Annotated in this window: 20 protein-coding genes; 15 read left to right on the top strand and 5 right to left on the bottom strand. The window is 41.1% G+C overall.

The window, feature by feature from the left end; all coding sequences use genetic code 11:
• Positions 1–13: 13 nt before the first annotated feature.
• Positions 14–1,264: an FIST signal transduction protein gene (locus SAR02S_RS11955; RefSeq protein WP_052433635.1), complete on the top strand. Its 1,251-nt coding sequence runs from the start codon at positions 14–16 to the stop codon at positions 1,262–1,264.
• A gap of 76 nt (positions 1,265–1,340) precedes the next feature.
• Here the strand turns inward: SAR02S_RS11955 and SAR02S_RS11950 are convergent, their stop codons facing one another.
• Positions 1,341–1,745: a DUF350 domain-containing protein gene (locus tag SAR02S_RS11950; protein ID WP_041960044.1), complete on the bottom strand. Its 405-nt coding sequence runs from the start codon at positions 1,743–1,745 to the stop codon at positions 1,341–1,343.
• Between the two features lie 121 nt (positions 1,746–1,866).
• On the opposite strand from SAR02S_RS11950, the gene mqnE reads away from it, so the two are divergent.
• The 4 genes from mqnE to SAR02S_RS11930 are packed head-to-tail and all read left to right on the top strand — an operon-like array spanning position 1,867 to position 5,871.
• Positions 1,867–2,931: an aminofutalosine synthase MqnE gene (gene mqnE / locus SAR02S_RS11945; protein WP_041960042.1), complete on the top strand. Its 1,065-nt coding sequence runs from the start codon at positions 1,867–1,869 to the stop codon at positions 2,929–2,931.
• 22 nt (positions 2,932–2,953) lie between these two features.
• Positions 2,954–4,243, top strand: coding sequence for an NCS2 family permease (locus tag SAR02S_RS11940; protein ID WP_041960040.1), 1,290 nt, complete (start codon positions 2,954–2,956; stop codon positions 4,241–4,243).
• 1 nt (position 4,244) lies between these two features.
• Positions 4,245–4,694: a phosphoribosyltransferase gene (locus tag SAR02S_RS11935; RefSeq protein ID WP_041960038.1), complete on the top strand. Its 450-nt coding sequence runs from the start codon at positions 4,245–4,247 to the stop codon at positions 4,692–4,694.
• Positions 4,678–5,871: an MFS transporter gene (locus SAR02S_RS11930; RefSeq protein ID WP_232294054.1), complete on the top strand. Its 1,194-nt coding sequence runs from the start codon at positions 4,678–4,680 to the stop codon at positions 5,869–5,871. Before SAR02S_RS11935 ends, SAR02S_RS11930 begins: the two co-directional genes overlap by 17 nt.
• On the opposite strand, the gene SAR02S_RS11925 is transcribed toward SAR02S_RS11930, so the two are convergent.
• Both SAR02S_RS11925 and SAR02S_RS11920 read right to left on the bottom strand, forming a co-directional pair.
• Positions 5,868–6,917: a response regulator gene (locus tag SAR02S_RS11925; protein ID WP_041960037.1), complete on the bottom strand. Its 1,050-nt coding sequence runs from the start codon at positions 6,915–6,917 to the stop codon at positions 5,868–5,870. The genes SAR02S_RS11930 and SAR02S_RS11925 overlap by 4 nt on opposite strands.
• Before the next feature lie 5 nt (positions 6,918–6,922).
• Complete coding sequence (locus tag SAR02S_RS11920) at positions 6,923–10,018, bottom strand: response regulator (RefSeq protein WP_052433634.1); 3,096 nt, start codon at positions 10,016–10,018, stop codon at positions 6,923–6,925.
• A 292-nt stretch (positions 10,019–10,310) separates the two neighbouring features.
• Between SAR02S_RS11920 and SAR02S_RS11915 the strand changes: the two genes are divergently transcribed.
• Positions 10,311–11,774 (top strand): anion permease, encoded by a 1,464-nt coding sequence (locus SAR02S_RS11915; protein ID WP_041960035.1) that lies wholly within the window; start codon positions 10,311–10,313, stop codon positions 11,772–11,774.
• A gap of 15 nt (positions 11,775–11,789) precedes the next feature.
• On the opposite strand, the gene SAR02S_RS11910 is transcribed toward SAR02S_RS11915, so the two are convergent.
• A complete protein-coding gene (locus tag SAR02S_RS11910; protein ID WP_041960033.1) occupies positions 11,790–12,476 on the bottom strand; it encodes a response regulator in 687 nt (228 codons plus the stop codon).
• Complete coding sequence (locus tag SAR02S_RS11905; protein ID WP_041960031.1) at positions 12,469–14,055, bottom strand: ATP-binding protein; 1,587 nt, start codon at positions 14,053–14,055, stop codon at positions 12,469–12,471. Before SAR02S_RS11905 ends, SAR02S_RS11910 begins: the two co-directional genes overlap by 8 nt.
• Before the next feature lie 192 nt (positions 14,056–14,247).
• Here SAR02S_RS11905 and SAR02S_RS11900 point away from each other — a divergent pair, with 192 nt between their 5' ends.
• The 9 genes from SAR02S_RS11900 to SAR02S_RS11860 are packed head-to-tail and all read left to right on the top strand — an operon-like array spanning position 14,248 to position 22,828.
• Positions 14,248–15,303, top strand: coding sequence for an AbrB family transcriptional regulator (locus tag SAR02S_RS11900; RefSeq protein WP_041960029.1), 1,056 nt, complete (start codon positions 14,248–14,250; stop codon positions 15,301–15,303).
• Positions 15,300–16,319 carry a [citrate (pro-3S)-lyase] ligase gene (citC, locus tag SAR02S_RS11895; protein WP_041960027.1) on the top strand — a complete coding sequence of 340 codons (1,020 nt, stop codon included), beginning with the start codon at positions 15,300–15,302 and terminating at the stop codon, positions 16,317–16,319. Before SAR02S_RS11900 ends, citC begins: the two co-directional genes overlap by 4 nt.
• Positions 16,316–16,615 (top strand): citrate lyase acyl carrier protein, encoded by a 300-nt coding sequence (gene citD, locus SAR02S_RS11890; RefSeq protein ID WP_041960025.1) that lies wholly within the window; start codon positions 16,316–16,318, stop codon positions 16,613–16,615. The genes citC and citD overlap by 4 nt, the downstream gene beginning before the upstream one ends.
• A complete protein-coding gene (locus tag SAR02S_RS11885; RefSeq protein WP_041960023.1) occupies positions 16,612–17,499 on the top strand; it encodes an aldolase/citrate lyase family protein in 888 nt (295 codons plus the stop codon). The genes citD and SAR02S_RS11885 overlap by 4 nt, the downstream gene beginning before the upstream one ends.
• Positions 17,496–18,995: a citrate lyase subunit alpha gene (citF, locus tag SAR02S_RS11880; RefSeq protein ID WP_041960022.1), complete on the top strand. Its 1,500-nt coding sequence runs from the start codon at positions 17,496–17,498 to the stop codon at positions 18,993–18,995. The genes SAR02S_RS11885 and citF overlap by 4 nt, the downstream gene beginning before the upstream one ends.
• The gene (gene citG / locus SAR02S_RS11875) at positions 18,996–20,342 is read left to right on the top strand and encodes a triphosphoribosyl-dephospho-CoA synthase CitG (RefSeq protein ID WP_041960020.1); all 1,347 of its coding nucleotides are present in this window, start codon (positions 18,996–18,998) and stop codon (positions 20,340–20,342) included.
• Positions 20,343–20,396: 54 nt separating this feature from the next.
• Positions 20,397–20,966 (top strand): aminodeoxychorismate/anthranilate synthase component II, encoded by a 570-nt coding sequence (locus tag SAR02S_RS11870; RefSeq protein WP_041960017.1) that lies wholly within the window; start codon positions 20,397–20,399, stop codon positions 20,964–20,966.
• The gene (locus tag SAR02S_RS11865) at positions 20,963–22,153 is read left to right on the top strand and encodes an ArnT family glycosyltransferase (RefSeq protein ID WP_041960015.1); all 1,191 of its coding nucleotides are present in this window, start codon (positions 20,963–20,965) and stop codon (positions 22,151–22,153) included. Before SAR02S_RS11870 ends, SAR02S_RS11865 begins: the two co-directional genes overlap by 4 nt.
• A 12-nt stretch (positions 22,154–22,165) precedes the next feature.
• The gene (locus SAR02S_RS11860; RefSeq protein ID WP_041960013.1) at positions 22,166–22,828 is read left to right on the top strand and encodes a pilus assembly FimT family protein; all 663 of its coding nucleotides are present in this window, start codon (positions 22,166–22,168) and stop codon (positions 22,826–22,828) included.
• Positions 22,829–22,840 lie beyond the last annotated feature (12 nt).

Raw genomic sequence — 22,840 nt, 5'->3', positions numbered from 1 at the left:
AGAGGAGTAAGGTATGAAAACGTTTAATACCTACTACAAAGATGCGGAACAATTTCGTCTTTTTGTGGAGACGAATGCCATTAAGGATACGCCCCAACTTTTAGTACAAATCTTTTGTGCTTTCAGCGATGTTGAGATTATTCAAGCGATTATGAATGTTGTGAGTGGGATGCTTCCTTCGTGCCATATTATTGGGGCGACAACGGATGGAGAGATATTGGGTGCGAATGTGCATATCCATACCGTTGTCATCTCCCTCACTCTTTTTGAGCACACAACCCTTCAAAGCTATGGTATGGAGAGACAAAGTGACTGTAAGCAGTTAGGTAATGCGATGGCACAAACACTCATCCAAGAGGATACCCGCGCAGTTATCACCTTTGTGGATGGCATTAGCACCAACGGAGAAGAGTATTTAGAAGGCTTTGCCTTGGCACACAATGTAACGGTTGCAGGAGGGTTGGCAGGGGATTTATCCAAATTTGGCAAAACTTATGTTTTTACCAAAGAGCTGATTACATGTAATGGTGCTGTTGGTGTTGCTTTGAATAATCCAACGTTACACGTTTACAGCGATTATAATTTTAATTGGAGCTCGATTGGTAAAGAGATGACCATTACGCATGCTGAGAAAAACCGTGTTTATACGATCGATCATAAAACGGCTATTGAGACGTATGCAAATTATCTAGGCGATGAGGTCGCTGCGATGATTCCTAATATTGGCATAGAATTTCCTCTCATGCTTTCACGTAATGGCATTTCTGTAGCGCGTGCTGCGGTGGCAAAAAATAGTGATGGTTCGATTACATTTGCGGGTAACCTCAAGACGGGGGATAAAGTTCGTCTCGGATTTGGCAATGCCGAGCTCATTTTAAACGATGCCATGAAATCTCTTGAGCGAGTGGATGCAAATCCGATCGAGTCTATTTTCATCTATGCCTGTATGGCGCGCAGACGTTTTTTACAAGAGGCAATCGGCTTAGAAATAGAGCCGTGGACTCAGATAGCACCGGTGTGTGGATTTTTTACTTATGGAGAGTTCTTTAGCACACCAACGGCAAAGCTACTTTTTAATCAAACGATGACCATTTTGGCGTTAAGTGAAGGCGGCTCTGTCATGAGTCGCAAACCTATCCCGTGTACCAAGCCTATATCGAGGCAAATGGTAGATTTTGCCAATACCTGTAAAGCGCTTTCGCACTTCATCAATAAGACCACAGAAGAGTTGGTTGAGAGCAATGAAAAGTTAAAAGATACGTGAGGATGTTTCCGAAAGGATGATAGAAGTGTTTAGGTGAACGCTATCATCCTTGGATATTCGTATGTTAATTATGGGTTTAATAACTCATCGATCCAGCGTTAAGCAAACCAATAGCAATCGACATCAATGCCATTAAAATTCCTACAGCGATATTTCCATTATTGATGTGTGTTTCAACAGAAAATTTTCCACGTAAACGCGTCATGGCAAATGCAAAAAGAAGCTGTATAACCATAGCGATGATTGCCCATGTGACGAAGTCAACATAGGAGATAGAGTTTACAAGAGCACTGTAAAGAGGGATACAAAGCCCTAGAATTGCTCCGCCAAATCCAAGTGCAGACGCCGTGTTATTTTCCGTAAAAATCATTCTGTAGTCATCATAAGGCGTGACTTTGGCATAGAGAAAGAAAAACAGCACAAGAACAACAAGGGCTGTGACAAAGAAAACCCCGAAGGAGAGAAAGTAGCTAAGAAGCATAGTATAGCCTTTCTTGGAATTATAGCTTAGAAATTTAAGATTGAGATTGAAATGACTTTAACCTCTCTTTATAAAAAAAATTGCTAAAATCTCCCTTTATTTCTTTACTGAAAGTAACTCAATGACTCTTATCGAAAAGTTAGAAAACAACGAACGACTTAGCCTAGAAGATGGCATAGCCCTCTACGATCTTGATCTTTTTACGTTGGGAAAATACGCCAATCAAAGAAGGCGTTTCCTTCACGGCAACAAAGTCTTTTTCAATGTCAACAGGCATATCAACCCCACCAACATCTGCAAAGACATCTGCAAATTTTGCGCTTTTTCAGCCAACCGAAAAAATCCAAATCCTTACACAATGACCCACGAAGAGATTTTAGCAATCTTGGATAATTCTGTAAAAAACAATCACATCACCGAAGTGCATGTGGTTTCTGCGCACAATCCAGATGCTGGGTTAGAGTGGTATATGGAGATTTTTTCCAAAATCAAAGCACGTTTTCCTTCTTTACATGTAAAGGCATTGACGGCTGCTGAGATCAACTTCTTAGCAACGGAGTACAACCTAAGCTTTGATGAGGTCATCGACAAGATGATCGAGTATGGTGTGGACTCGATGCCCGGTGGTGGTGCTGAAATCTTTGATGAAAAAGTACGCGAGTACGTTTGCAAAGGTAAAGTAAGCTCCTCCGAATGGTTACAGATCCATGAATTGTGGCACAAACGAGGACATGAATCCAATGCGACAATGCTGTTTGGTCATGTGGAAAAACGTGAACATCGCATCGATCACATGCTCCGTCTTCGCGACTTACAAGACCGCACACATGGCTTTAACGCGTTCATCCCCCTTGTCTATCAACGTGACAATAACTATTTAAAAGTAGATGATTTTTTAAGCTCTACTGAAATTCTCAAAACCTTTGCCATTAGCCGTTTGATGCTCGATAACATCAACCACATCAAAGCGTACTGGGCAACTTCAACGATCAATCTTGCTCTTGTGGCAATGGAGTACGGTGCAGATGATCTTGATGGAACGATTGAAGCTGAAGCGATTCAATCAGCTGCGGGTGCGAACAGCGCTAAAGGACTTGGTTTACAAAGTATTTTAGAACTTATCGAAACGAGTGGCTTTACACCGGTTGAACGCGATAGTTTATACAACGAACTCAAAATTTACTAAATATCTTCACAAAGGATCGACTTTGGACTTTTTCAAACTTGAACAAAATGGTACGACGGTCAAAACCGAGTTTACAGCTGGTTTTACGACTTTCTTAACCATGATGTACATCGTACCTGTCAATGCCATTATTATGAGCAAAACGGGTATGCCCATGGAGGCATTGATCACGGCAACGGCTTTGATCACTATTTTTTCATCCATTCTCAATGGCCTTTGGGCAAATACGCCGATTGCTATGAGCGTTGGTATGGGGCTTAACGCGTACTTTACGTTTGGATTAGTCCTTGGTATGAAAGTGCCTTGGCAAACCGCCCTTGGCGTTGTTTTTCTCTCAGGTCTTCTTTTCCTCATTCTCTCGTTAACCCCACTTCGGGTGTGGATTATGAAGAGTGTACCACATGATCTTAGACGTGCGATTAGTGCGGGTATTGGCTCTTTTATTGCATTTATTGGTCTTAAAAGTATGGGTATGGTTATTGCCAATCCCGCGGTTTTAGTGGGTGTGGGTAACTTTAAAAATCCAAATGTTTTACTTGGCGTTTTAGGACTTGTTTTAGTCTTTGCATTCTACTCATGGAGACTTAAAGGTGCATTTATCTTAGCGGTTGTGACTACGGCTATTGTTGCGTGGGTTGCAGGTATTGCTCCTTATCCAACGGAGTTTTTCTCCATGCCAGCTTCGGTCAGCCCGATCGCATTTGAGCTTGACATTAAAGGTGCCTTAACGCTCTCCCTTTTCCCTGTCATTATTACATTTTTGATTACCGATTTGTTTGACTCATTGGGTACCCTTGCGGGTGTTGGATACCGTGCAGGTTTGTTTACGGATGATGGAAAAGAGCTTCAAAAAACACTTGAAATTGACGCGCTCGCGAGTACAGCATGTGCAGTTGTTGGTGTCTCAACCACAACGGCATTTATAGAAAGTGCGGCAGGTGTTGAAGAGGGTGGACGAACGGGTTTAACCGCCGTGGTAACCGGTCTTTGTTTTATTTTGACGCTGTTTATGATGCCTTTGTTTAAAGCGATTCCTGAAAACGCGATCTATCCTGTTTTGGTGATGGTCGGTGTTTTGATGTTTGGTGAGCTTTCGCATATCAATTTTAAAGATACAGCCATTGCGGTTTCAACCTTTTTGATCGTTATCATGATGCCTTTAACCTTTTCGATTACAAATGGTTTGGCATTTGGTTTAATCTCGTATGTGTTGATCAAGTTGATCAAAAAAGAGTTCAAAGATATTAACTTTGGTATTTTGTTTCTGACATTTGTTAGTTTAATCGTATTTATCGTACAGGAAGGACATTAATTTGCGTTATTACAGTTATGAAGAGTTTAAAGTTGACGTCAATCATTTGGCAAAAGAGATCAAACCTTACGCGCCTGATGTTATTTTAGCCGTGGCACGTGGTGGTATGACATTAGGGCATTTTTTAGCAGAAGCATTAGAGATGAGAGCGCTTTACTCCATCAATTCGATTCACTATGAAGAGACACACAAGCTGGATACCATCAATATTTTTAATATTCCAGATTTGAGCAAAGCAAAACGTGTGGTCATTGTCGATGATATCATCGATAGCGGTGAGACGATGATCGAGATTCAGCGAGTACTCACTGCCAAATACCCCGATGTAGAGTTTAAAATCGCAGCAGTGTTCTATAAAGAAAAAGCACTGCTTCGCCCAGATTTTGCGGCTCGAGAAACCACTGAGTGGATCGAGTTTTTCTGGGATTTTCAGATTGACACCTACAAATAGAAAAGGAAGCATTAGCTTTCTTTCTCATTTTCTCTCTACGCATCAACTTCTTATTATTTACACCTGTACGATTCTTACCCTTTGTACCCTTTATGCGGTACAGCCCATTCAACCCCTTTTTGAAAAAGAATTTAGCTTAAGTCGTTTTGAAGCGGTCATCTTTACAACGGTCATCATGCTTCCTTTAGGGTTTGCACCGATCTTTTATGGCTACATCTTAGAAACCTTTTCGTCTAAACTCTTTTTGAGAAATGCTGTCTTAATGTTGGGCATTTTAGAACTCTGTTTTGCATGGAGCGACACGTATCCTGTGCTTTTAGCCATTCGTGCTTTACAGGGTATTTTAATTCCAGCTGTGCTTACCTCTTTGATGAGTTATATCAGTTTTATTACACCTAAAGAGAAGGTGCAACAAGCCATAGGCTATTACATCGGTGCGACCATCTTGGGTGGTTTCATTGGGCGTTTACTCTCAGGACTTCTCAGTGATTTTTTTGGCTGGAGACTCTTTTTTGTGCTTTTAGGCATTGCGCTCATCGTCATGTTTGGCGCTCTGAGTTTTTTAAGTGAAGAGGTTAAAGTAGATTTTGTGAAGCCTAAACTTTCTCAAGTGTTAGGTGTCCTCAAAAATAAAATATTTTTTAATATTTATGCCATGATGTTTTTCATCTTTTTTGTGTTTCAAGCGCTGCTTAACTTTATTCCTTTTCAACTCAAAACATTCAGTTCAACCATGGGTTATGGTAAGGTGGGCATGATGTATGCGGGTTATATCATTGGTTTTATTATCTCCATTCGTATTTTGTGGATGATTCGTCTTTTTGGCAATGAGACGAAGACGATTATTTTTGGGATTTTAACCTATCTTATCGGATTGCAGATCTTTCATATCAATGATTATTTAGTGATGTTTGGTGGAATGTTTGTCTTTTGCGCAGGCTTTTTCATTATTCATTCGGTTTCCTCTGGACTTATTAGCAAACTTGCTCATGAAAAACGTGCTATCTCTAATGGACTTTATCTTTCGTTTTACTATGCGGGTGGAACGTTTGGAACATTTGCTCCGGGTGTTTTTTATGAGTATTTAGGATGGCACGTCTTTTTAGGACTTTTAGCATTAACCGTAATTGCAACCCTCTTTTTTGCAGCCAGATTACAACAGTCCCTACGTTCCTAACTCTTTACATGTAAAGAGTTTGATAGTGCTTCTGGCTCATCGTGGAATTTTACCATAACCTCTTTGATCTCATCCATACACGCTAAAAAGGCATCGACAAGCTCAGGATCAAAATGCTTCCCTTTTTGCGCGACAAGATACTCAACAGCTCGATCTAAGTTCCAAGGCTCTTTGTAAGGACGCTGGGATGTTAAGGCATCAAAGACATCAGCAATGGCTACAATGCGCCCAGCGAGAGGAATATCAAACCCTTTAATGCCATAAGGATAACCCGTTCCATCAAAGCGTTCATGGTGTGTAAGTGCTACAACGCGTGCCGTTTGAAGTAGGGCGGATTGATGATTGCCAATAATCTCTGCACCATTCAGTGGATGTGCTTTGACGATTTCCCACTCTTCGGGTGTAAGTCCACTCTCTTTGCGCAAGATATGATCGGGTGTTCCGATTTTCCCGATATCATGCATTGGCGCAGAGAGAAAAATAAGTTCAGCTCGTACATTATCCAAGCCAATTTTTTTGGAAATGATTTTGGTATAAGCACTCATACGCAAAATGTGTGTCCCTGTCTCATTGTCTTTGTACTCAGCAGCTCGCCCTAATTGTCGGATGACTTCCATGCGCGTAAGGACGATCTCTTCGGTACGCTCTTCCAGTTTTTGTTCCAGATTTCGTTGGTATTGAAGGAGGGTCATTTGCGTATTAACCCGTGCTAAAACAATGGACGAATGAACAGGCTTTGTGATGTAATCAATGGCTCCTAGCCCTAAACCTTCAGCCTCATCTTCACAGTCGCTCAATGCCGTAACAAAAATAATAGGAATATTGCGCGTTAGTGGATCATTTTTGAGTTTTTTACAGACTTCGTAGCCACTCATTTCTGGCATCATGATGTCCAGTAAAATCAGATCGGGAATGTCTCCTGAAGCGATAAGGTTCATCGCTTTAATGCCACTGTTGGCTACTTTAACTTTGTAAAAAGGCTTAAGAATTTCGCTTAGAATTACCAGATTTTCAGGGGTGTCATCGACAATAAGAATGGTTTCCATAGGATTTAGTCCGCCTTTTTAGGTGTGTTTTGATTCAGTAATGGCTCAATCAGTGCTATAGCATTTTCAAACTCGAAGGCTTTGATCTGCTCAAAAGCCTCGAGGAGTTTTTCATCGGTGGATTGTGAAAGCATCATGGCATCATCCAGTGCTGTTGCATCAGAGCTTTTCAGCTTTTCGATAAGCTTTTGCAGTGTCTCATTTTCAATGGAAGTAAAGGTTCCAAAAGGCTCTACTTGAGTAGAAAGGGCTTGAATAATGGCACTTAAAGAGCGAATCTTTATGTCAATAGCTTCTAGCAGTGGCGCATCGTTGTCTATAGGATGCAAAGAGCGTTCAGCTTGTTCTGCCAATGCCGAGAGCTCTTCCATACCAAGCGTTCCTGCAATGCCTTTGAGCGTATGACACAACCTTTTAGCGCCATCAAGGTCATTGGCGACAACATAGTTGCGATAGGTTTGCATAAAGTGTACTTGATCTTTGGCAAAACTTTTCAGCAGTTGGCGATAGAGTTTTGCATTGCCTCCAAGGCGTGAAATGGCTTGAAGACTGTTGATACCTTCGAGTGCAAAGTTATCTGAAGAAGATGTGCATACAGGAGGTATTGATGCTGTTTTATGGCAAAAGCGTGCGATTTCTTGAAGGAGTTTTTGAGAGTCCACCGGTTTTGGAACGTAGCCATTCATTCCTGATGCATAACAGCGCTCCTCATCACCTTTCATTACATTGGCAGTCATCGCAACGATAGGCAACGTGAGTTTGAGTTCACTTCTAATTTTGCGTGTTGCTTCAAAACCATCTAAGATAGGCATCTGGCAATCCATCAAAATAAGATCCGGTAATGGATTTTCAATGAGCCATTCAAGCGCTTCTTGCCCATTGTTGACAATATAGACAATAATCCCCACTTCGTTGAGAAGTTCTTGTGCTACCTCTTGATTACTTGGATTGTCTTCTACGAGCAATACCGTGATGCCATCTAAAGACTGAATAACCTGCGTTTCATGTGCGTGATGTAATGGTTCAATAAGACGCTTGTGCCCGTACATACTGATAAGAGTGTCAAAAAGGGTAGAAGCGGTGATCGGCTTCACCAATACGGCATAGGGTTGATCGATTCCCAATTTAGCGATAAGTTCTTCTTTATCATACGCGGTTACCATCATAATGGATGCAATTTGATGCTCATAGCGTTGTTCTATGAGCTGGAATAGCGTAATGCCATCCATCCCTTCCATCTTCCAGTCAATAATCGCCACATCGGCTTGAAAACCGTTATTTAAAAGATCCAAAGCCTCTTTTGCACTTTTACATGTAACGCATCCAATGCCAAAATGGTATAAAATTTCAGAGAAAATTTCGAGAGCTGTTTCATTGTCATCTACGATCAAGACGTTGAGGGCTTTTGTGATTAAGGGCTGTGTTGGAGCGATAAACGAAGCATCGATGTGCAAAGGAATTTCAAACCAAAACGTACTTCCCTCGCCAAAAACACTCTCGCACTGAATCTCTCCTCCCATCATGAGTACCAGCCCTTGTGCGATGGTAAGACCTAGTCCTGTCCCTCCATAATTACGCGTGGTGGACATATCTGCTTGAGAAAAAGCGTTAAAAAGGTATTTTATTTGTTCAGGCGTAATTCCTATGCCTGTATCTTTGATCTCAAAACGGATTTTTTGGATACCATTGTTCTCTTCCAAGGCTTTAAGACGGATGATAACCTCGCCCTTAGGAGTAAACTTTACAGCGTTAGCAACAAGGTTGAGCAGAATTTGTTTAAGACGTAAGGGATCTCCACGGTAGCGATGTGCGGTGACATTTCCCATATCTATAAGCAGCTCTAACCCTTTTTGCTGGGCACGCATGCTTATAAGATCTGTGACGGACACGATGAGCTCTTCGAGTTGAAATGGAATGGCTTCGAGTTGAATTTTGTTGGCTTCTATTTTTGAAAAATCTAAAATATCGTTGATAATGTCCAAAAGATGATGTCCTGCTTCCGCAACTTTGCTAAGGTAGTGGCGCTCTTTTTCAGGTAAATCTTTGCGTAAAATAAGCTCTGTCATCCCGATGATGGTATTCATAGGGGTGCGAATTTCATGACTCATGTTGGCTAAAAATTGACTTTTAGCTTGATGTGCGTAGGCTGTTTTTGCCATAGCAATTTTAAGCTCTTCTGCTGCACGATGCAATCGTTGATTGGTATAACTCACTTTGGTTTCAGCCAGTTTACGTTTACGAATCTCACGTTTGAGAATGGAAAGCCATACGATGAAACCGATCACGATAAAAATACCTATCGTAACAATCTTAAAGCTTAAAGAGTAGTCGACTTTTTCTTGAACATTTATTTTGATATACCGTTTAGTGAGCCTCTCTTTTTCTACGTCCGTAATGGCATCAATGCCTTGATTAATCAGAGACAGTAATGATGCATCTTGAATTGCCATCACAAGTTCAAATTTGTCTTTTAAAATACCTACAATTTTGATGTTTGAAAGTCCGCTGTTTTGCAGTGCTTCACTGACAACAGGCGCCATTTCCAAGAAGAGGTCAGCTTTTTTATGCTCAACTGCCAATAACCCTTCTTGGGTATTTTTAACGACATACGTTTTTATATCTGGATAATTGTCTTGCAAATAATGTTGAACAGATGAATGCTCACCAACCGCAATGACAAGGTTTTGTTTTTGAACTTCTCTAAGATCGCTGATGAAATTGTTTGATTTGAGGGCTGCTAAAACGAGGTTAAAGCGCAAAAAAGGTTTGGTTGTTACTACATTAGGCGATACATCTTTGGTAATAATCCCAGGAAGAATGTCCAAAGCACCTGCGTTAAACTCTTGGAGCACTTGATCCCAAGTGTTATGGAACGTATAAGTGAAGTTAAGGTTAGTTTTTTTTTCTAAAAGAGTGAGGTAGTCTGTGATCATACCGCTTATATGCTCATCATTGACAATCACAAGTGGTTCCCATGAACTTTGGCTGTACACAAGCGTTTGTTTAGGAAGTAGAATCTCTTTTTTGGAAGATGCTAGCCCCGTCATTGGGGCAAAGAGTATGGCTAGAAACGTAATAAAAAACACCCATCTTCTCATCATTGGTTGAACCTTAGAGTCGTGTTAAAATTAGTATAACGCGATCTTCTTTAATCCTATTTGAATTTACTTCTCAATAAATTAAATTATTCTTTATAAAATTATTTAGAAACGTACCCTAGGAAAATATACTCCATCATGAGTCTTTATGAAATATATGTAACAAAATGTAGCATTTAACAGTGTGCACACAATAGCCAAAATACTAAAAAAACAGCTAATGTCTTTTATATTGCTTATGTATTTCTAAAAGTGCTACGATATGAGGCATTACAGCAAAAGGAGAATGAATTAAATGGAAAATGTTTCAAAATTTCGATGGATATCCTTGCTACCAATTGTAGTTACTCTTGGTATTGCGCTCTCTCCTGCCCCTTCAGGACTTGAGCAACACGCTTGGTATTTCTTTGCTATCTTTGCAGGTACCATAGCGGCATTAGTGATGGAATCATTCACTTTTGCAGCGGTTGGTCTTATGGGTGCGACCATTGTTACCGTTTTCGCCCCTTGGGTGCTTTTTAGCGCAAAAGAGCTTGCAAATCCAAAATTTAAAGCGCCAGAACAAGCGATTAAATGGATGCTCACGGGTTGGAGTAGTACAACAGTTTGGCTTGTGTTTGCAGCTTTCACGTTTGCACTCGGTTATGAAAAATCAGGACTTGGACGACGTATCGCCTTGATGTTGGTTAAACTCATGGGACGAAGAACGCTTCTGCTTGGCTATGCGGTTATGCTCTCTGATGCACTTGTTGCACCCTTTACGTCTTCGAATACGGCACGTAGTGGTGGCATCATTTTCCCAATTGTGCGCAATTTACCACCGTTGTATGATTCAAAACCAAACGATCCATCATCACGAAAAATAGGCGGGTATGTTATGTGGGTTGCTTTTTCAACAACAGCTGTTACAAGCTCTATGTTTTTGACGGCTTTAGCACCAAACCTACTGTGTGTCGAGATTATCAAAAAAATCACCAAAGTTGAAATTTCATGGACAGACTGGTTTTTTGCAGCAGCACCTTTTGGTATCGTTATGTTACTTTTACTGCCACTCTTGATCTATTGGATTTATCCACCTGAAATTAAAGAAGGTGAAGCAGTGCCAAAGTGGGCAGCTAGCGAGTTAGAAAAAATGGGAAAAATTACGCTTAATGAAATTATGCTAGGACTGATTGTTTTTACAGCGATATTATTTTGGATATTTGGTGCGAACATCATTAATGCCACCACCGTAGCACTTGTGGCGGTTTCATTCATGATGATTTTAAAAATTGTTAAATGGGATGACATCGCTGGTAACAAGACCGCTTGGAATACCATCGTACTACTCGCTTTTTTGGTGTCACTAGCAGAAGGACTTTCACGTACGGGTTTTATCCATTGGTTTGACAACGGAGTAGCCTCTTATATGGAAGGTTTTTCACCTATTGTTGCGATGTATGTGCTTGTAGCCATTTATTTCTTTTCGCATTACATGTTTGCCAGCACAACTCCTCATGCAACAGCGATGATGCCTGTTATGCTTGCCGTTGGTATGAGTGTTCCAGGTATGCCAATCAAAGAGTTTGCATTGCTTCTTGCTATGACACATGGTATTATGGGGGTTATTACACCGTATGCAACAGGTCCTGCTCCACTGTATTATGGTGCTGGGTATATTACGGGTAGAGATTTTTGGAAGCTTGGTTTTATATTTGGAACCATATTTATTGTTGCATTGTTAGGTATTAGTGCGCCTATTATGTTAGCAGTCCGCTAAGTAGACGTAGCAATATTATTCTGTCGTCTTGAGCCTGTACTTACGCTCAGGACGACCCACCGAGCCGTACAGAGAGTCAACTTCAACTTTGGCTTCAGAGACCAAATACTCCAAATACCTACGTGCAGTCGTGCGGTTAATTCCTAATATTTCTGCAATTTCACTCGCTGAGAAAAAAGCTTGGCTTTGGTGTAAAGCACTCAAAATCTTTTCCAACGTAATACCATCTACCCCTTTAGGTAATCCTACATGTAAAGGTTTAGTAGGTTGCAAGGTTTTGTTGAAAAACGCATCGACTTTGCTTTGGGAGAGCTCTTCTTGGGAGATGACTTTCTCTTTGTAGTCATGAAATTTTTGCAAAGAAGATTGGAAGCGGTAAAACATAATGGGTTTGATGAGATAGTCAAAAACACCATACCGCAAAGACTTCTCTAACGATGCCATCTCTTTGGCGGCGGTGATGAGGATAACATCGGTGTGGACAGCATTGCTTCGCATCCAGCTTAGAAAATCAATTCCATTGCCATCGGGAAAATAGACATCTAAAAGAAGCAGATCAGGGCGCATGAGTTCGATGTACTCTTTGAGTTCGCTGATGGTATTTGCGATGGCAATCACTTCAAAATTGGCTATTTTTTCCACCATACTTTGGTGCAAAAGCGCAATTCTTGGATCATCTTCAGCAATCAAAACTTTAATCATTACGGCTTCCTTTAGGAATATGAATGCTCACAATAGTACCATAATTTCCTTTGCCAAAAGAGACAAATCCACCCAGCCACTCTAAGGTACTTTTAACAAAAAAGAGACCGTATCCGCTGTGCAGTTCGCCTTTCGTGGTGAAGCCTTTTTCAAAAATCTTTTCATGGAGGGATTCTTCGATACCCAAGCCTGAGTCTTCCACTTCAAAAATAAGATCATTGCCAATGTCTGTGGCAAAGAGCGTGACCTCTTTTTTTTCTGAAAGTTCGGCTGCATCGATCGCATTGTTGATGATATTGCCTAAAATGGTTAAAAGATGCTTGGAAATGGAAGGATCAATGCTCTCTTGAAGAAAGCTGTTTTCATCGAGAATGATTTTGACCCCTTTGTCAAAGGCAAAGTAGTATTTTCCGATAAAAATAGAAGCGACGAGAGGATCGTGAATCACGTTTTGAAACTGCTCGATAATTTTTTCATCAGGCAGATGGTTTTCGCTAATCAACGCGATGGCTTTGTCGTATTCTCCTATTTGAATATGCCCTGAGATCAGGTGTAAAAGGTTGGAGAATTCATGCTTTTTCTCTCTGAGTCTCTGCGAATACTGTTTAACGCGGGTTAACTCCCACACCAGCGCATCCATCTCCTCTTTTTTTCGACAACTTGCGACCATGCCAACGGTTTTGGTTTCATGCGTTACGGGTGAGAAATTGCAGATATAATCAACACCATCTACCTCAAGGGTAACGTCTTTCATCTCTTTACATGTAAAAAGATATTTTTGCAAAGAAAGGGGAGGCTGCTTCGTGCTTTCATCCAACTGAAAATAACTTTGTGCCACTTCATTGCAGAGCGTTATCTCGCCCTCTGTATTGGTCGCAATGATCGCTTCTTTGACGGCATTTAAAATCGCCTCTTTTTCAAGGAAGAGGCGGCTAATTTCACTGGGTTCATAGCCTAAAAGAGAGTTTTTGATTTTGCGTGAGAGGCTAAATGCCATGATAACAGTTAAAAACATCGCTCCGTAAAGATAAATGAGGAACTGATGATACCGCTCTGCAATAATTTCTTGTACGCTCTCCTCCAAATAACCCACCGAAACAACGCCAACAATGTCACCATTTTTTCCAAACACAGGAGACTTCCCTCGGATGGAAGGACCTAGTGTTCCTGTGGCTTTTGAGGTGTAGTAGAGTCCTTCTTTAAGCGCTTTTCTATTGTCTTCGCCTATCATAGATTCTCCCACAAGCTCTTTAGTAGGATGGGTAAGTCGAATGGAGTCGTTATCTCCAATCACAATAAACCTCGCATCAATAGAAGCTTGAAGTGGATCAATGATGCTCATCAAACGACCCTGTGGATCTTTTTGTTCGACCAATGCGATGACTTCAGGCATCAAAGAGATGGTTTTGGAGATAGCAAGGGCACGTTGACCTATCTGTTCTTCCATCAGTTCTTTTAAAATATGCCCCAAAAAGAGGCTAAAGGTCAGTAAGGTTACTAAAACCAGCATGGTTGAAAATAGGAGTATTTTGAGCAATAATTCTTCATGGAGAAAGGATGTTTTTTTAAATTTTTGCATACTGTTATATTTCCTTTTCAGTCGACTCATACCGAAAGTATTTTTGAGTTTCAAAATATAACATAATTTTAAGCATCTTATGCACAAAATGCCCATAAATAGCCACATTTGAGCTTAGTTCGGCTTAGTTGTTCTTAATGAAAAAAAAGGTATCATTATCATGACTTACAAAGATCATTTGATGGATGTTAAATGCAATGGTTTAAAGGCTTTTTACCTGTAATAGCATCGCTTTTTATAGGGATTTTAGGAGCCATACTTTTCTCTTTTATCAACGTACCATTGCCATGGCTTTTGGGCTCAATTGTAGCTATTGCCCTTGTCAGCCGTTTTCCCAACATTCCCCTTCGTTCCCCAAAACTCTTTTCCGCCCCTGCACGAGCTGTGCTTGGTATTACCATCGGTAGTGCCTTTAATCCTACGATTTTACACTATTTGGGAGACTTCGTCTCTAGCATTGTTTTAATTTTACCGTTTGTGCTTCTGATTACTTTTTGTGGAATGATTTACTATTGGAAGTGGCTTAAGTTCGATAAGATGACTGCCTATTTCAGCTCCATGCCAGGAGGCCTTTTGGAGATGGTAACGTTAGCCGAAGTCATGGGTGCAAACGTTTATAAAGTCACCATGACACAATCCGTTCGACTTTTATGCATTGTTTTTACACTGCCTTTTATCATACAAACGCTCTCTCATGTCCCTTTGGATGGTAGAGTCAATATTACGCAGCCTCTTTTTCAGAGTGACCTTCATGAGATGCTGATTTTAATCTTCTGTGCGATTCTTGGTTGGTGGGGTGCTTTAAAGCTCAAAATTCCAGGTGGTACGATGATTGGACCTATGATTTTAGGCGCCATTGTGTATAGCTCAGGTATTGTCCATTCTCGCCCACCCAATGAGATTATTAAACTGATTCAACTTATTCTTGGAACAACGGTAGGTTTTGTCTTTGTCGGTGTTACATGTAAAGAAATTGCTAAAGTTTTTGCGCAAACGTTGGGTTATTTTGCCCTTTTAGCGCTTATTTCAGCACTCTTTGTGTTTGTAGTTTCAGAGATGACCGAGTTTCCCCTTATCTCCATTTTGTTAGCTTTTTCACCAGGCGGTCAGTCTGAAATGAACTTAATAGCGATCATTGTAGGAGCGAATTTGCCGTATGTTGCGCTTCATCATATTGTGAGAATGTTTTTAGTCATGAGTGTTGCACCTGTTTTTGTGAAATTTTTACGTAAAAAAGAAGACAAATGAGTTTTGTCTTTTCTGAAATTCCCCATACCAGCACCGTAAGACGGCAAAAGGTCAATGACTTTTTGCAAAGTGTTGATCTGGAAATGTCAGAAGATGTCGAAATTTTCGTGATCGCCAAGGAAGATGATCGCATCGTTGCCTGTGGAGGGCTTAGTGGTAAAGTGCTTAAAAACATTGCACTGGATGAGTCCATCAGAGGGGAAGGCTTAGCACTAAGCCTAATGAGCGAGCTATTGAAAGTGGCGTTTCGCGAAGGCAGGCATGATCTATTTTTATTTACGAAACCAGACTATGAGGAGGTTTTTGAATCGTGTGGGTTTAAGTATATTGAGCAAGCAGATCATCAAGTCATTTTGATGGAGAACAGCTATAATATCGATCTGTATAAAAAAAGATTGCGTAAGTATAAACATTCGGGTGATGTGGTTGGCAGCATCGTGATGAATTGCAATCCTTTTACCTTGGGGCATCGTTATTTGGTGGAGCAAGCGTGTGAAAGCTCCGAGTGGGTACATCTGTTTGTGGTGAAGGAAGATGCTTCCTTTTTTACGTTTAAAGATCGTTACCGCCTGATTTGCGAAGGCTTGGAAGATCTTGAAAATCTCACGATACATGAGGGTTCAGACTATATTATCTCTAAAGCGACGTTTCCGACTTATTTTATTAAGGACAAACGTCAGATCGACTCACTCTATACCGAGCTTGATCTCAATATCTTTAGAAATCATTTAGCCCCACAATTGGGCATTACACACCGATATGTTGGTGTTGAACCTTTATGTGCCGTGACCAATGAATATAACCAACAGATGAAAAAATTACTTGTTCGCCCGAGTGAATTTCCAGCCATTGAGGTGGTTGAGCTTGGACGCATTGAGTATGGTGGTGAGCCAATTTCGGCTTCGAGAGTCAGAAAATTGATGCAACAAAACCGTTTGGAAGATATCTTACCATTGGTGCCTCCCACAACGTACGCGTTGATTGTGAAAATGATGTCTAAAGAGGAAGTAAAATGAGCAAAAAACTAGAGACCGCGCATGCTGGAACACTCGAATCAAGCGATGCGTTTGTCCGTGTGATTCCCATTGATGAAAAAGGAATCGTGATTGAGTTGGAGAGTAGTGTTGAAGAGATTTATGGTGATGCTATACGCGCTCTGATTTTAGAGGCGGCAACGGCTATGAAAGTAGATGGGATCAAGTTGATCGTTCAAGACAAAGGAGCGCTGGATTATGTTATCAAAGCGCGTGTTCAAACGGCTATTTTAAGATCATCTGGCGAGAATGAGCCTGATTGGAGTGCATTATCATGAAACAAAAACTACGAAGAAGTATGCTCTTTGTACCAGGTTCTAACACGGGAATGGTCTGTAACGCGTTTATCTACAAGCCAGACACGGTGATGTTTGACCTTGAAGACTCCGTTGCTCTCAGTGAAAAAGACTCAGCACGCATGATGGTTTTTCATGCTCTGCAACACTTTACGTACAAAAACATTGAAACAGCGGTACGTGTCAATCCTCTCAATTCTCCTTTTGGTCTTTTAGACTTAGAGGCGTCTATACGAGCTGGCGTGGATATTATCCGTCTTCCAAAAACAGACACCGTGGATGATGTATTAGAGATGGAACAAGAGATCTCACACATTGAAAATCGTATCGGGAAAGGGAAGAAGACGATGCTTTTGGCCGCCATTGAAAGTGCCCTTGGTGTAGTCAATGCTGTGGATATTGCCAGATGTTCCAAGCGTCTGATGGGCATTGCTTTGGGTGCAGAAGATTTTGTGCGTGACCTTCATACCCAACGAACCAAAGAGGGACATGAGCTTATGGCAGCACGAAATCAAATCTTACTCGCGGCACGTGCGGCAAAAATCGGCGCCTTTGACTCTGTCTTTTCGGATGTCAAAGACAAAGAGGGGTTTATGCACGAAGTAGATCTGATCAAAGGGCTTGGTTTTGATGGAAAATCACTTATCAACCCCACTCAAATCCCATGGCTTCACAGTGCCTTTGCCCCAAGTCAGAAAAATATCAACTGGGCAATAGAGGTTCTCGAAGCTGCCAAAGATGCGAAAGAGCGTGGACTTGGCGTTATTTCACTTGATGGTAAAATGGTCGATGCACCTATTATTTTACGTGCAGAGTGGATTATGGATTTGGCGCGTGCGTCTGGTGTTTTAGGAGAAGAGCAATGAAAGATCTACAAAAACAGTTTAAAACTGAAAATTTAACCTCTGTTAATGCGCCTTTTTTTACATGTAAAGAAAAAAAGAAAGGTGAAGACCGAAGGGCAAAGCTGTGTGAAAGCATTGAAGAAGCTATAAAACGCTCAGGTTTACGAGACGGCATGACCATCTCCTTTCACCATGCATTTCGCGGTGGCGATCTTTTGATTAACAACGTGATGAACATCATCGCTAAAATGGGCTTTAAAAACCTTACATTGGCGTCTAGTTCACTGGCTTCAGTGCACGATCCTATTATCGAACATATTAAAAGCGGGGTGGTAACACAACTCTATACTTCGGGGCTTCGTAGTAAACTGGGTGAAGCCATCTCTAAAGGATTGATGGAAAAACCTGTACAAATTCACTCGCACGGTGGACGTGTACATTTGCTTCAATCGGGCGAGCTTAAAATCGATGTGGCCTTTTTAGGAGTGCCTGTGTGCGATGCATTTGGCAATGCCAATGGTTATTCAGGTCGCTCAAAATGTGGCTCTTTAGGTTACGCGATGATCGATGCGCAGTACGCCGACTATGTTGTTGTCTTGACCGAGTCTTTAGAAGAGTACCCCAATGTGCCTGCTAGTCTTCATCAAGATCAAGTGGATGCTGTAGTTGTAGTAGAAGAGGTGGGTGATCCTTCTAAAATCGGTGCGGGTGAAACCCGTATGACGACCAATCCTAAAGAGCTTTTATTGGCGAGTCATACGGCTAAACTTATTGAGCATTCAGGACTTTTCAAAGAGGGCTTTAGCATTCAAACAGGAACGGGTGGCGCCTCGCTTGCCACGACTGTCTTTTTAAGTGAAAAGATGGAAGAGAAGGGTATTCACGCTAGTTTTGGACTGGGTGGCATCACCGGTACGATGGTCTATATGCTCAAACGTGGTCTCATCAAAACGCTTCTTGATGTCCAAAGTTTTGATGAATTTGCCGCGAAATCTTTGGGGGAAAATAAAAACCACATCGAAATCAGCGCGAACGAATACGCCAATCCAAGCTCCAAAGGTGCTTCTATTAAACAACTAGACATCGTTGTTTTAAGTGCCCTTGAGGTCGATCTTGATTTTAATGTCAATGTCATCACAGGATCAAAAGGCTTTTTACGAGGAGCTTCTGGTGGACACAGTGACACGGCAGCGGAAGCAAAACTCTCCATCATCGTAGCACCGCTCACACGCGGACGCCTTCCGACGGTGACAAAACGGGTCAATACCATCGTAACACCAGGTTGTAGCGTGGATGTTGTCGTGACCGATCAAGGCATTGCGGTCAATCCTAAAAATATAGAGCTTAAAGCACGCCTTAAAAAAGCAGGGCTTCAAATTGTTGAGATGCAAGAACTTTATGACCGCGCCATTGCTTTGTGCGGTGAGCCTGCTGAGATCAAATACACGGATAAAGTCGTTGCGGTCATTCGCTACCGTGATGGCTCGGTCATTGACGTGGTGAAACAACTCGCGTAAATGATAGGCAAACCAACATCGATAGACGCCATTTTAAGAGCCAAGGAGGAGCGTGCTTTCAAGCAAAAAGAGCTTTTAGCACGCTTCCCTGAAGCTTCTCTTATCTCCCTTTCCATTAACATTCCCAGTTCCATCAAACTCTCGCATGAAGCCATTGTTGTACATGAGTGCGCGCATCAAAGTATTCTTTCAATGTTAGAAGAAGAGCGCATTGAACTGTTGACTTTTGAGTCAAAAATAGCACCCACAGGAGCAGAATCTCTCTTTACATGTAAAGCCGAAGCCAAGATACTCAAAGCCTTTACATGTAAACTTGAAAACACCCATCCACTAGGGCGTTTGATGGATATTGATGTGCTGGATTTTAGAGGGGAAGTTCTCTCACGAAGTGCGCTTGGATTTGCAAAACGCCAATGTTTTGTCTGCGGTGATGAAGCACAGCTCTGTGCAAGGGCTCAAAAACACACTTATCGTGAACTTACCTTACATATTAATGCACTTGTAGCTGAACATGCTTTTGCCAACTCAATGGCTTTATGGTGTGAACGCGCTATGAAAACCGAAGTGGAACTCACTCCCAAACCTGGATTGGTCGATCGAACCAACAGTGGCGCACACCGTGATATGGACATTCATACGTTTTATGCCAGCATTGAAGCCATCAAGCCGTTTGTTGTGCAGTGGATTCAAACAGCGCAAACCTATGCCTATGAAGATGCCAAACAGAGTTTTGTAAGACTGCGCAAAATTGGCGTTGGTTGTGAAAAAGCGATGTTTGAAGCCACAAAAGGTGTGAATACCCACAAAGGAATGATCTTCTGTTTGGCCGTTTTATGTGGTGCCATCGGTCGTATCAGAGGGAGAAAGCAAAGCTTTACATGTAAAAGCTTACAAGCCCAAATGCAAGCACTGTGCGACAATTTGGTCGAGGATGATCTTTTACATGTAAAGCCGAACAGTGCAGGGGCACGCTTCTTTTATGAAACGGGCAGTGCGGGCATTCGTGGCATCGCACAGAGTGGTTTTGCGATTGTTTTTGAGCGAGCTTTGCCATTTTTTGAAGCGCGTAAACAGGAGGAGGGCGAAGAGATAGCCCTGAAAAAGACACTGCTTTTACTCATTTCATTGCTTGATGATAGCACACTGTGGTCACGAGGTGGCGTGGAAGGACTCAATTACGCTAAAACAAGGGCAGATGAGCTTTTACATGTAAAGAGTAAAATGGAAAACTTGGACACACTTTTAAATGATTTTGATGTGGATATGACGCTTAAAAATCTTTCTCCTGGAGGCAGTGCTGATCTTCTGGCAATGACGTGGCTACTGGCGCAGATAGTCAATTTTTAAGTAAAAGCGTGTTATGATTATTAAACCTAGCTTATTTACAATGGATGAACACTTATGGTTTTAATGATAGACAATTATGACAGCTTTACCTACAATATCGTGCAGTACTGCTTAGAGCTCGGTGCCGATCTTAAAGTCATTCGCAATGATGAACTCAGCATCGAAGAGATCGAAGCGCTTAATCCTTCGAAAATTATCATCTCTCCAGGTCCTGCAACCCCCAATGAAGCAGGGGTCAGCCTCGATGTTATCAAACACTTTGGCGGTAAAATCCCTATTTTAGGCATTTGTCTAGGTCATCAGGCGATTGGACAAGCCTTTGGCGGTAAAGTGGTACGTGCTAAACGCATGATGCACGGCAAAACATCTACAACCAAACAACTTCACAACAGTTGCCTCTTTGATGGGCTTCCTGAAACCTTTACCACAACACGTTACCACTCGTTGACAGTAGAGCAAGAAGGGCTTCCTGATGTTGTGATTCCAACGGCGTACAGTACAGATGATCACGAAATTATGGCATTGCAAATCAAAGACAAACAAATTTATGGCGTTCAATTTCACCCAGAGTCCATTTTGAGCGAACATGGACATGCCATCTTAAATAATTTCTTAAAACTATGAGAGAGAGACTTTATTTACTCCTTATCCTTATTCTAAGTGGTGCTTTACTGACCTATGGTACGCAAAGTATTTCCATTAGTCACGATGAGGCAAATATCTTTTTTAATGGTACAAACATTGTTCACTACCTTGCGCTCTATTCAACACAACTGCTAGGACAAAATGACTTTGCACTGCGTTTGCCATTTATCCTTTTACATCTTGCTTCCATCATTTTACTCTATAAAATCGGCAAACTCTTTTTAAAAAAGCGGGTTGATCGTATCTTCTCTGTTGCCATTTATGCCCTTTTACCAGGCGTTAATGGTATTGCACTGTTGGTCAATAGTGGTATCGTCGTTATCTTCTTTAGTCTTTTGTTTACTTACTTATATCTCAAAGAGTATAAAGTCGTTTCTCAATTCGTGCTCGTCGTGTGTCTTTTTGTCGATAACTCTTTTGCTATTTTTTATATTGCATTGTTCGTCTATGCATTAATGAAACGCAAAACTGACCTGTTGCTTTTAACACTTATACTGTTTGGCACATCCATGTATCTGTACGGTTTTGATACAGGTGGAAAACCCAAAGGCTATTTTATAGATACCTTAGGTGTTTATGCGATTGTCTTTTCTCCATTACTTTTTTTATACTTTGTTTATGCCATGTACCGCATTCTTATTAAAGAAGAAAAAAACCTTTTATGGTATATCTCCTTCTTTTCTCTGGTCGTTTCATTGCTTCTCTCTTTACGCCAGCGTCTACTGCTCGAAGATTTCGCTCCTTTTGTGGTACTTTCCGTTCCCTTGATGATTAAAGTCTTTTTTAACAGTTACCGTGTCAGACTCCCCGCATTTCGTAAACTGCATACAATTTTCTTTGTAATCGTGCTTGTTTCCTTATTTGCCAATACAATGCTAAGCTTCTTTAACAAACCTTTGTATGCGTATATGGATGATCCATCTAAACATTTTGCCATTAACTATGACATTGCCAAAGAGCTAGCCGATGCGCTTAAAGCCAAAGGCATTACTAAAGTGATGACGAAAGATGATAAATTGGCTCTTAGACTTAAGTTCTATAATATAGAACGTGGTGGAGCATATAAACTCACAACCCAAAGAGAGATAGACGAGGGGTTTGAAAAGATCGATATTGCTTACTATGGTAGAACGGTTAAAACCTTTTATCTTTACAGAGTTAATTAAGAAGAATCGAAAATGAAAAAAGCGTTTACAATGCTTGAGCTCGTGTTTGTTATTATGATTGTCGGCATTTTATCGTATTTCGTTTCTTCTAGTTTTCAACGCAACCCTCTAAGAGAAGCTGCCGACCAAGTTGTCAGTCATATCCGCTATACTCAACACCTTGCTATGCAGGATGATACATTTGCCTCTAATGATTCTGCATGGTATAGAAAAAGATGGCAAGTTCGTTTTTCTACAGCGGGCGGAGTCCAATCATATGCCATTATGTCCGATATCAATAGTGATGGTAACCCAAATGCTTCTGTTGGTGGTATTATTGAAGTTGCGAAAGATCCTTTAAATCCGATTCAATATCTTATTGGCACGCCTACAACCTCTTTTTTTAATAATACAAAGCCAGAATTTATGAATAAAAAATTAGATTTAACAAGTACATATGGTGTTACAAGAATTACGGTCGCAGGTGGTGGCACAGGTTCAACTGCAAATAGAATTCTTTTCGATTCGATGGGACGACCATATAGGGGAGATACTAATGCTTTAAATGGAGGAGTCATAGCAAGTCCTTCAGATCGAATTGCTATGACTCCCATTACAGTTACTTTAATAGATAGTAATTTGAATACTATGGTGATTACAATTGAGCCTGAAACAGGTTACACACACATTTTATAATCCCCCTTTTCG

It is taken from the genome of Sulfurospirillum arsenophilum NBRC 109478 (genome assembly GCF_000813345.1).
GTDB classification, from domain to species: Bacteria; Campylobacterota; Campylobacteria; order Campylobacterales; family Sulfurospirillaceae; genus Sulfurospirillum; species Sulfurospirillum arsenophilum.
Note: the sequence above shows the minus strand (reverse complement) of the source record. Positions and strands in the feature narration are given on the sequence as shown.

What these genes read in the sequence shown, in the direction of transcription:
- SAR02S_RS11955 (WP_052433635.1), top strand. Translation starts at nt 14, where the DNA reads ATGAAAACGTTTAATACCTACTACAAAGATGCGGAACAATTTCGTCTT.
- SAR02S_RS11950 (WP_041960044.1), bottom strand. Translation starts at nt 1,745, where the DNA reads ATGCTTCTTAGCTACTTTCTCTCCTTCGGGGTTTTCTTTGTCACAGCC.
- mqnE (WP_041960042.1), top strand. Translation starts at nt 1,867, where the DNA reads ATGACTCTTATCGAAAAGTTAGAAAACAACGAACGACTTAGCCTAGAA.
- SAR02S_RS11925 (WP_041960037.1), bottom strand. Translation starts at nt 6,917, where the DNA reads ATGGAAACCATTCTTATTGTCGATGACACCCCTGAAAATCTGGTAATT.
- SAR02S_RS11920 (WP_052433634.1), bottom strand. Translation starts at nt 10,018, where the DNA reads ATGATGAGAAGATGGGTGTTTTTTATTACGTTTCTAGCCATACTCTTT.
- SAR02S_RS11915 (WP_041960035.1), top strand. Translation starts at nt 10,311, where the DNA reads ATGGAAAATGTTTCAAAATTTCGATGGATATCCTTGCTACCAATTGTA.
- SAR02S_RS11910 (WP_041960033.1), bottom strand. Translation starts at nt 12,476, where the DNA reads ATGATTAAAGTTTTGATTGCTGAAGATGATCCAAGAATTGCGCTTTTG.
- SAR02S_RS11905 (WP_041960031.1), bottom strand. Translation starts at nt 14,055, where the DNA reads ATGCAAAAATTTAAAAAAACATCCTTTCTCCATGAAGAATTATTGCTC.
- SAR02S_RS11900 (WP_041960029.1), top strand. Translation starts at nt 14,248, where the DNA reads ATGCAATGGTTTAAAGGCTTTTTACCTGTAATAGCATCGCTTTTTATA.
- citC (WP_041960027.1), top strand. Translation starts at nt 15,300, where the DNA reads ATGAGTTTTGTCTTTTCTGAAATTCCCCATACCAGCACCGTAAGACGG.
- citD (WP_041960025.1), top strand. Translation starts at nt 16,316, where the DNA reads ATGAGCAAAAAACTAGAGACCGCGCATGCTGGAACACTCGAATCAAGC.
- SAR02S_RS11885 (WP_041960023.1), top strand. Translation starts at nt 16,612, where the DNA reads ATGAAACAAAAACTACGAAGAAGTATGCTCTTTGTACCAGGTTCTAAC.
- citF (WP_041960022.1), top strand. Translation starts at nt 17,496, where the DNA reads ATGAAAGATCTACAAAAACAGTTTAAAACTGAAAATTTAACCTCTGTT.
- citG (WP_041960020.1), top strand. Translation starts at nt 18,996, where the DNA reads ATGATAGGCAAACCAACATCGATAGACGCCATTTTAAGAGCCAAGGAG.
- SAR02S_RS11870 (WP_041960017.1), top strand. Translation starts at nt 20,397, where the DNA reads ATGGTTTTAATGATAGACAATTATGACAGCTTTACCTACAATATCGTG.
- SAR02S_RS11865 (WP_041960015.1), top strand. Translation starts at nt 20,963, where the DNA reads ATGAGAGAGAGACTTTATTTACTCCTTATCCTTATTCTAAGTGGTGCT.
- SAR02S_RS11860 (WP_041960013.1), top strand. Translation starts at nt 22,166, where the DNA reads ATGAAAAAAGCGTTTACAATGCTTGAGCTCGTGTTTGTTATTATGATT.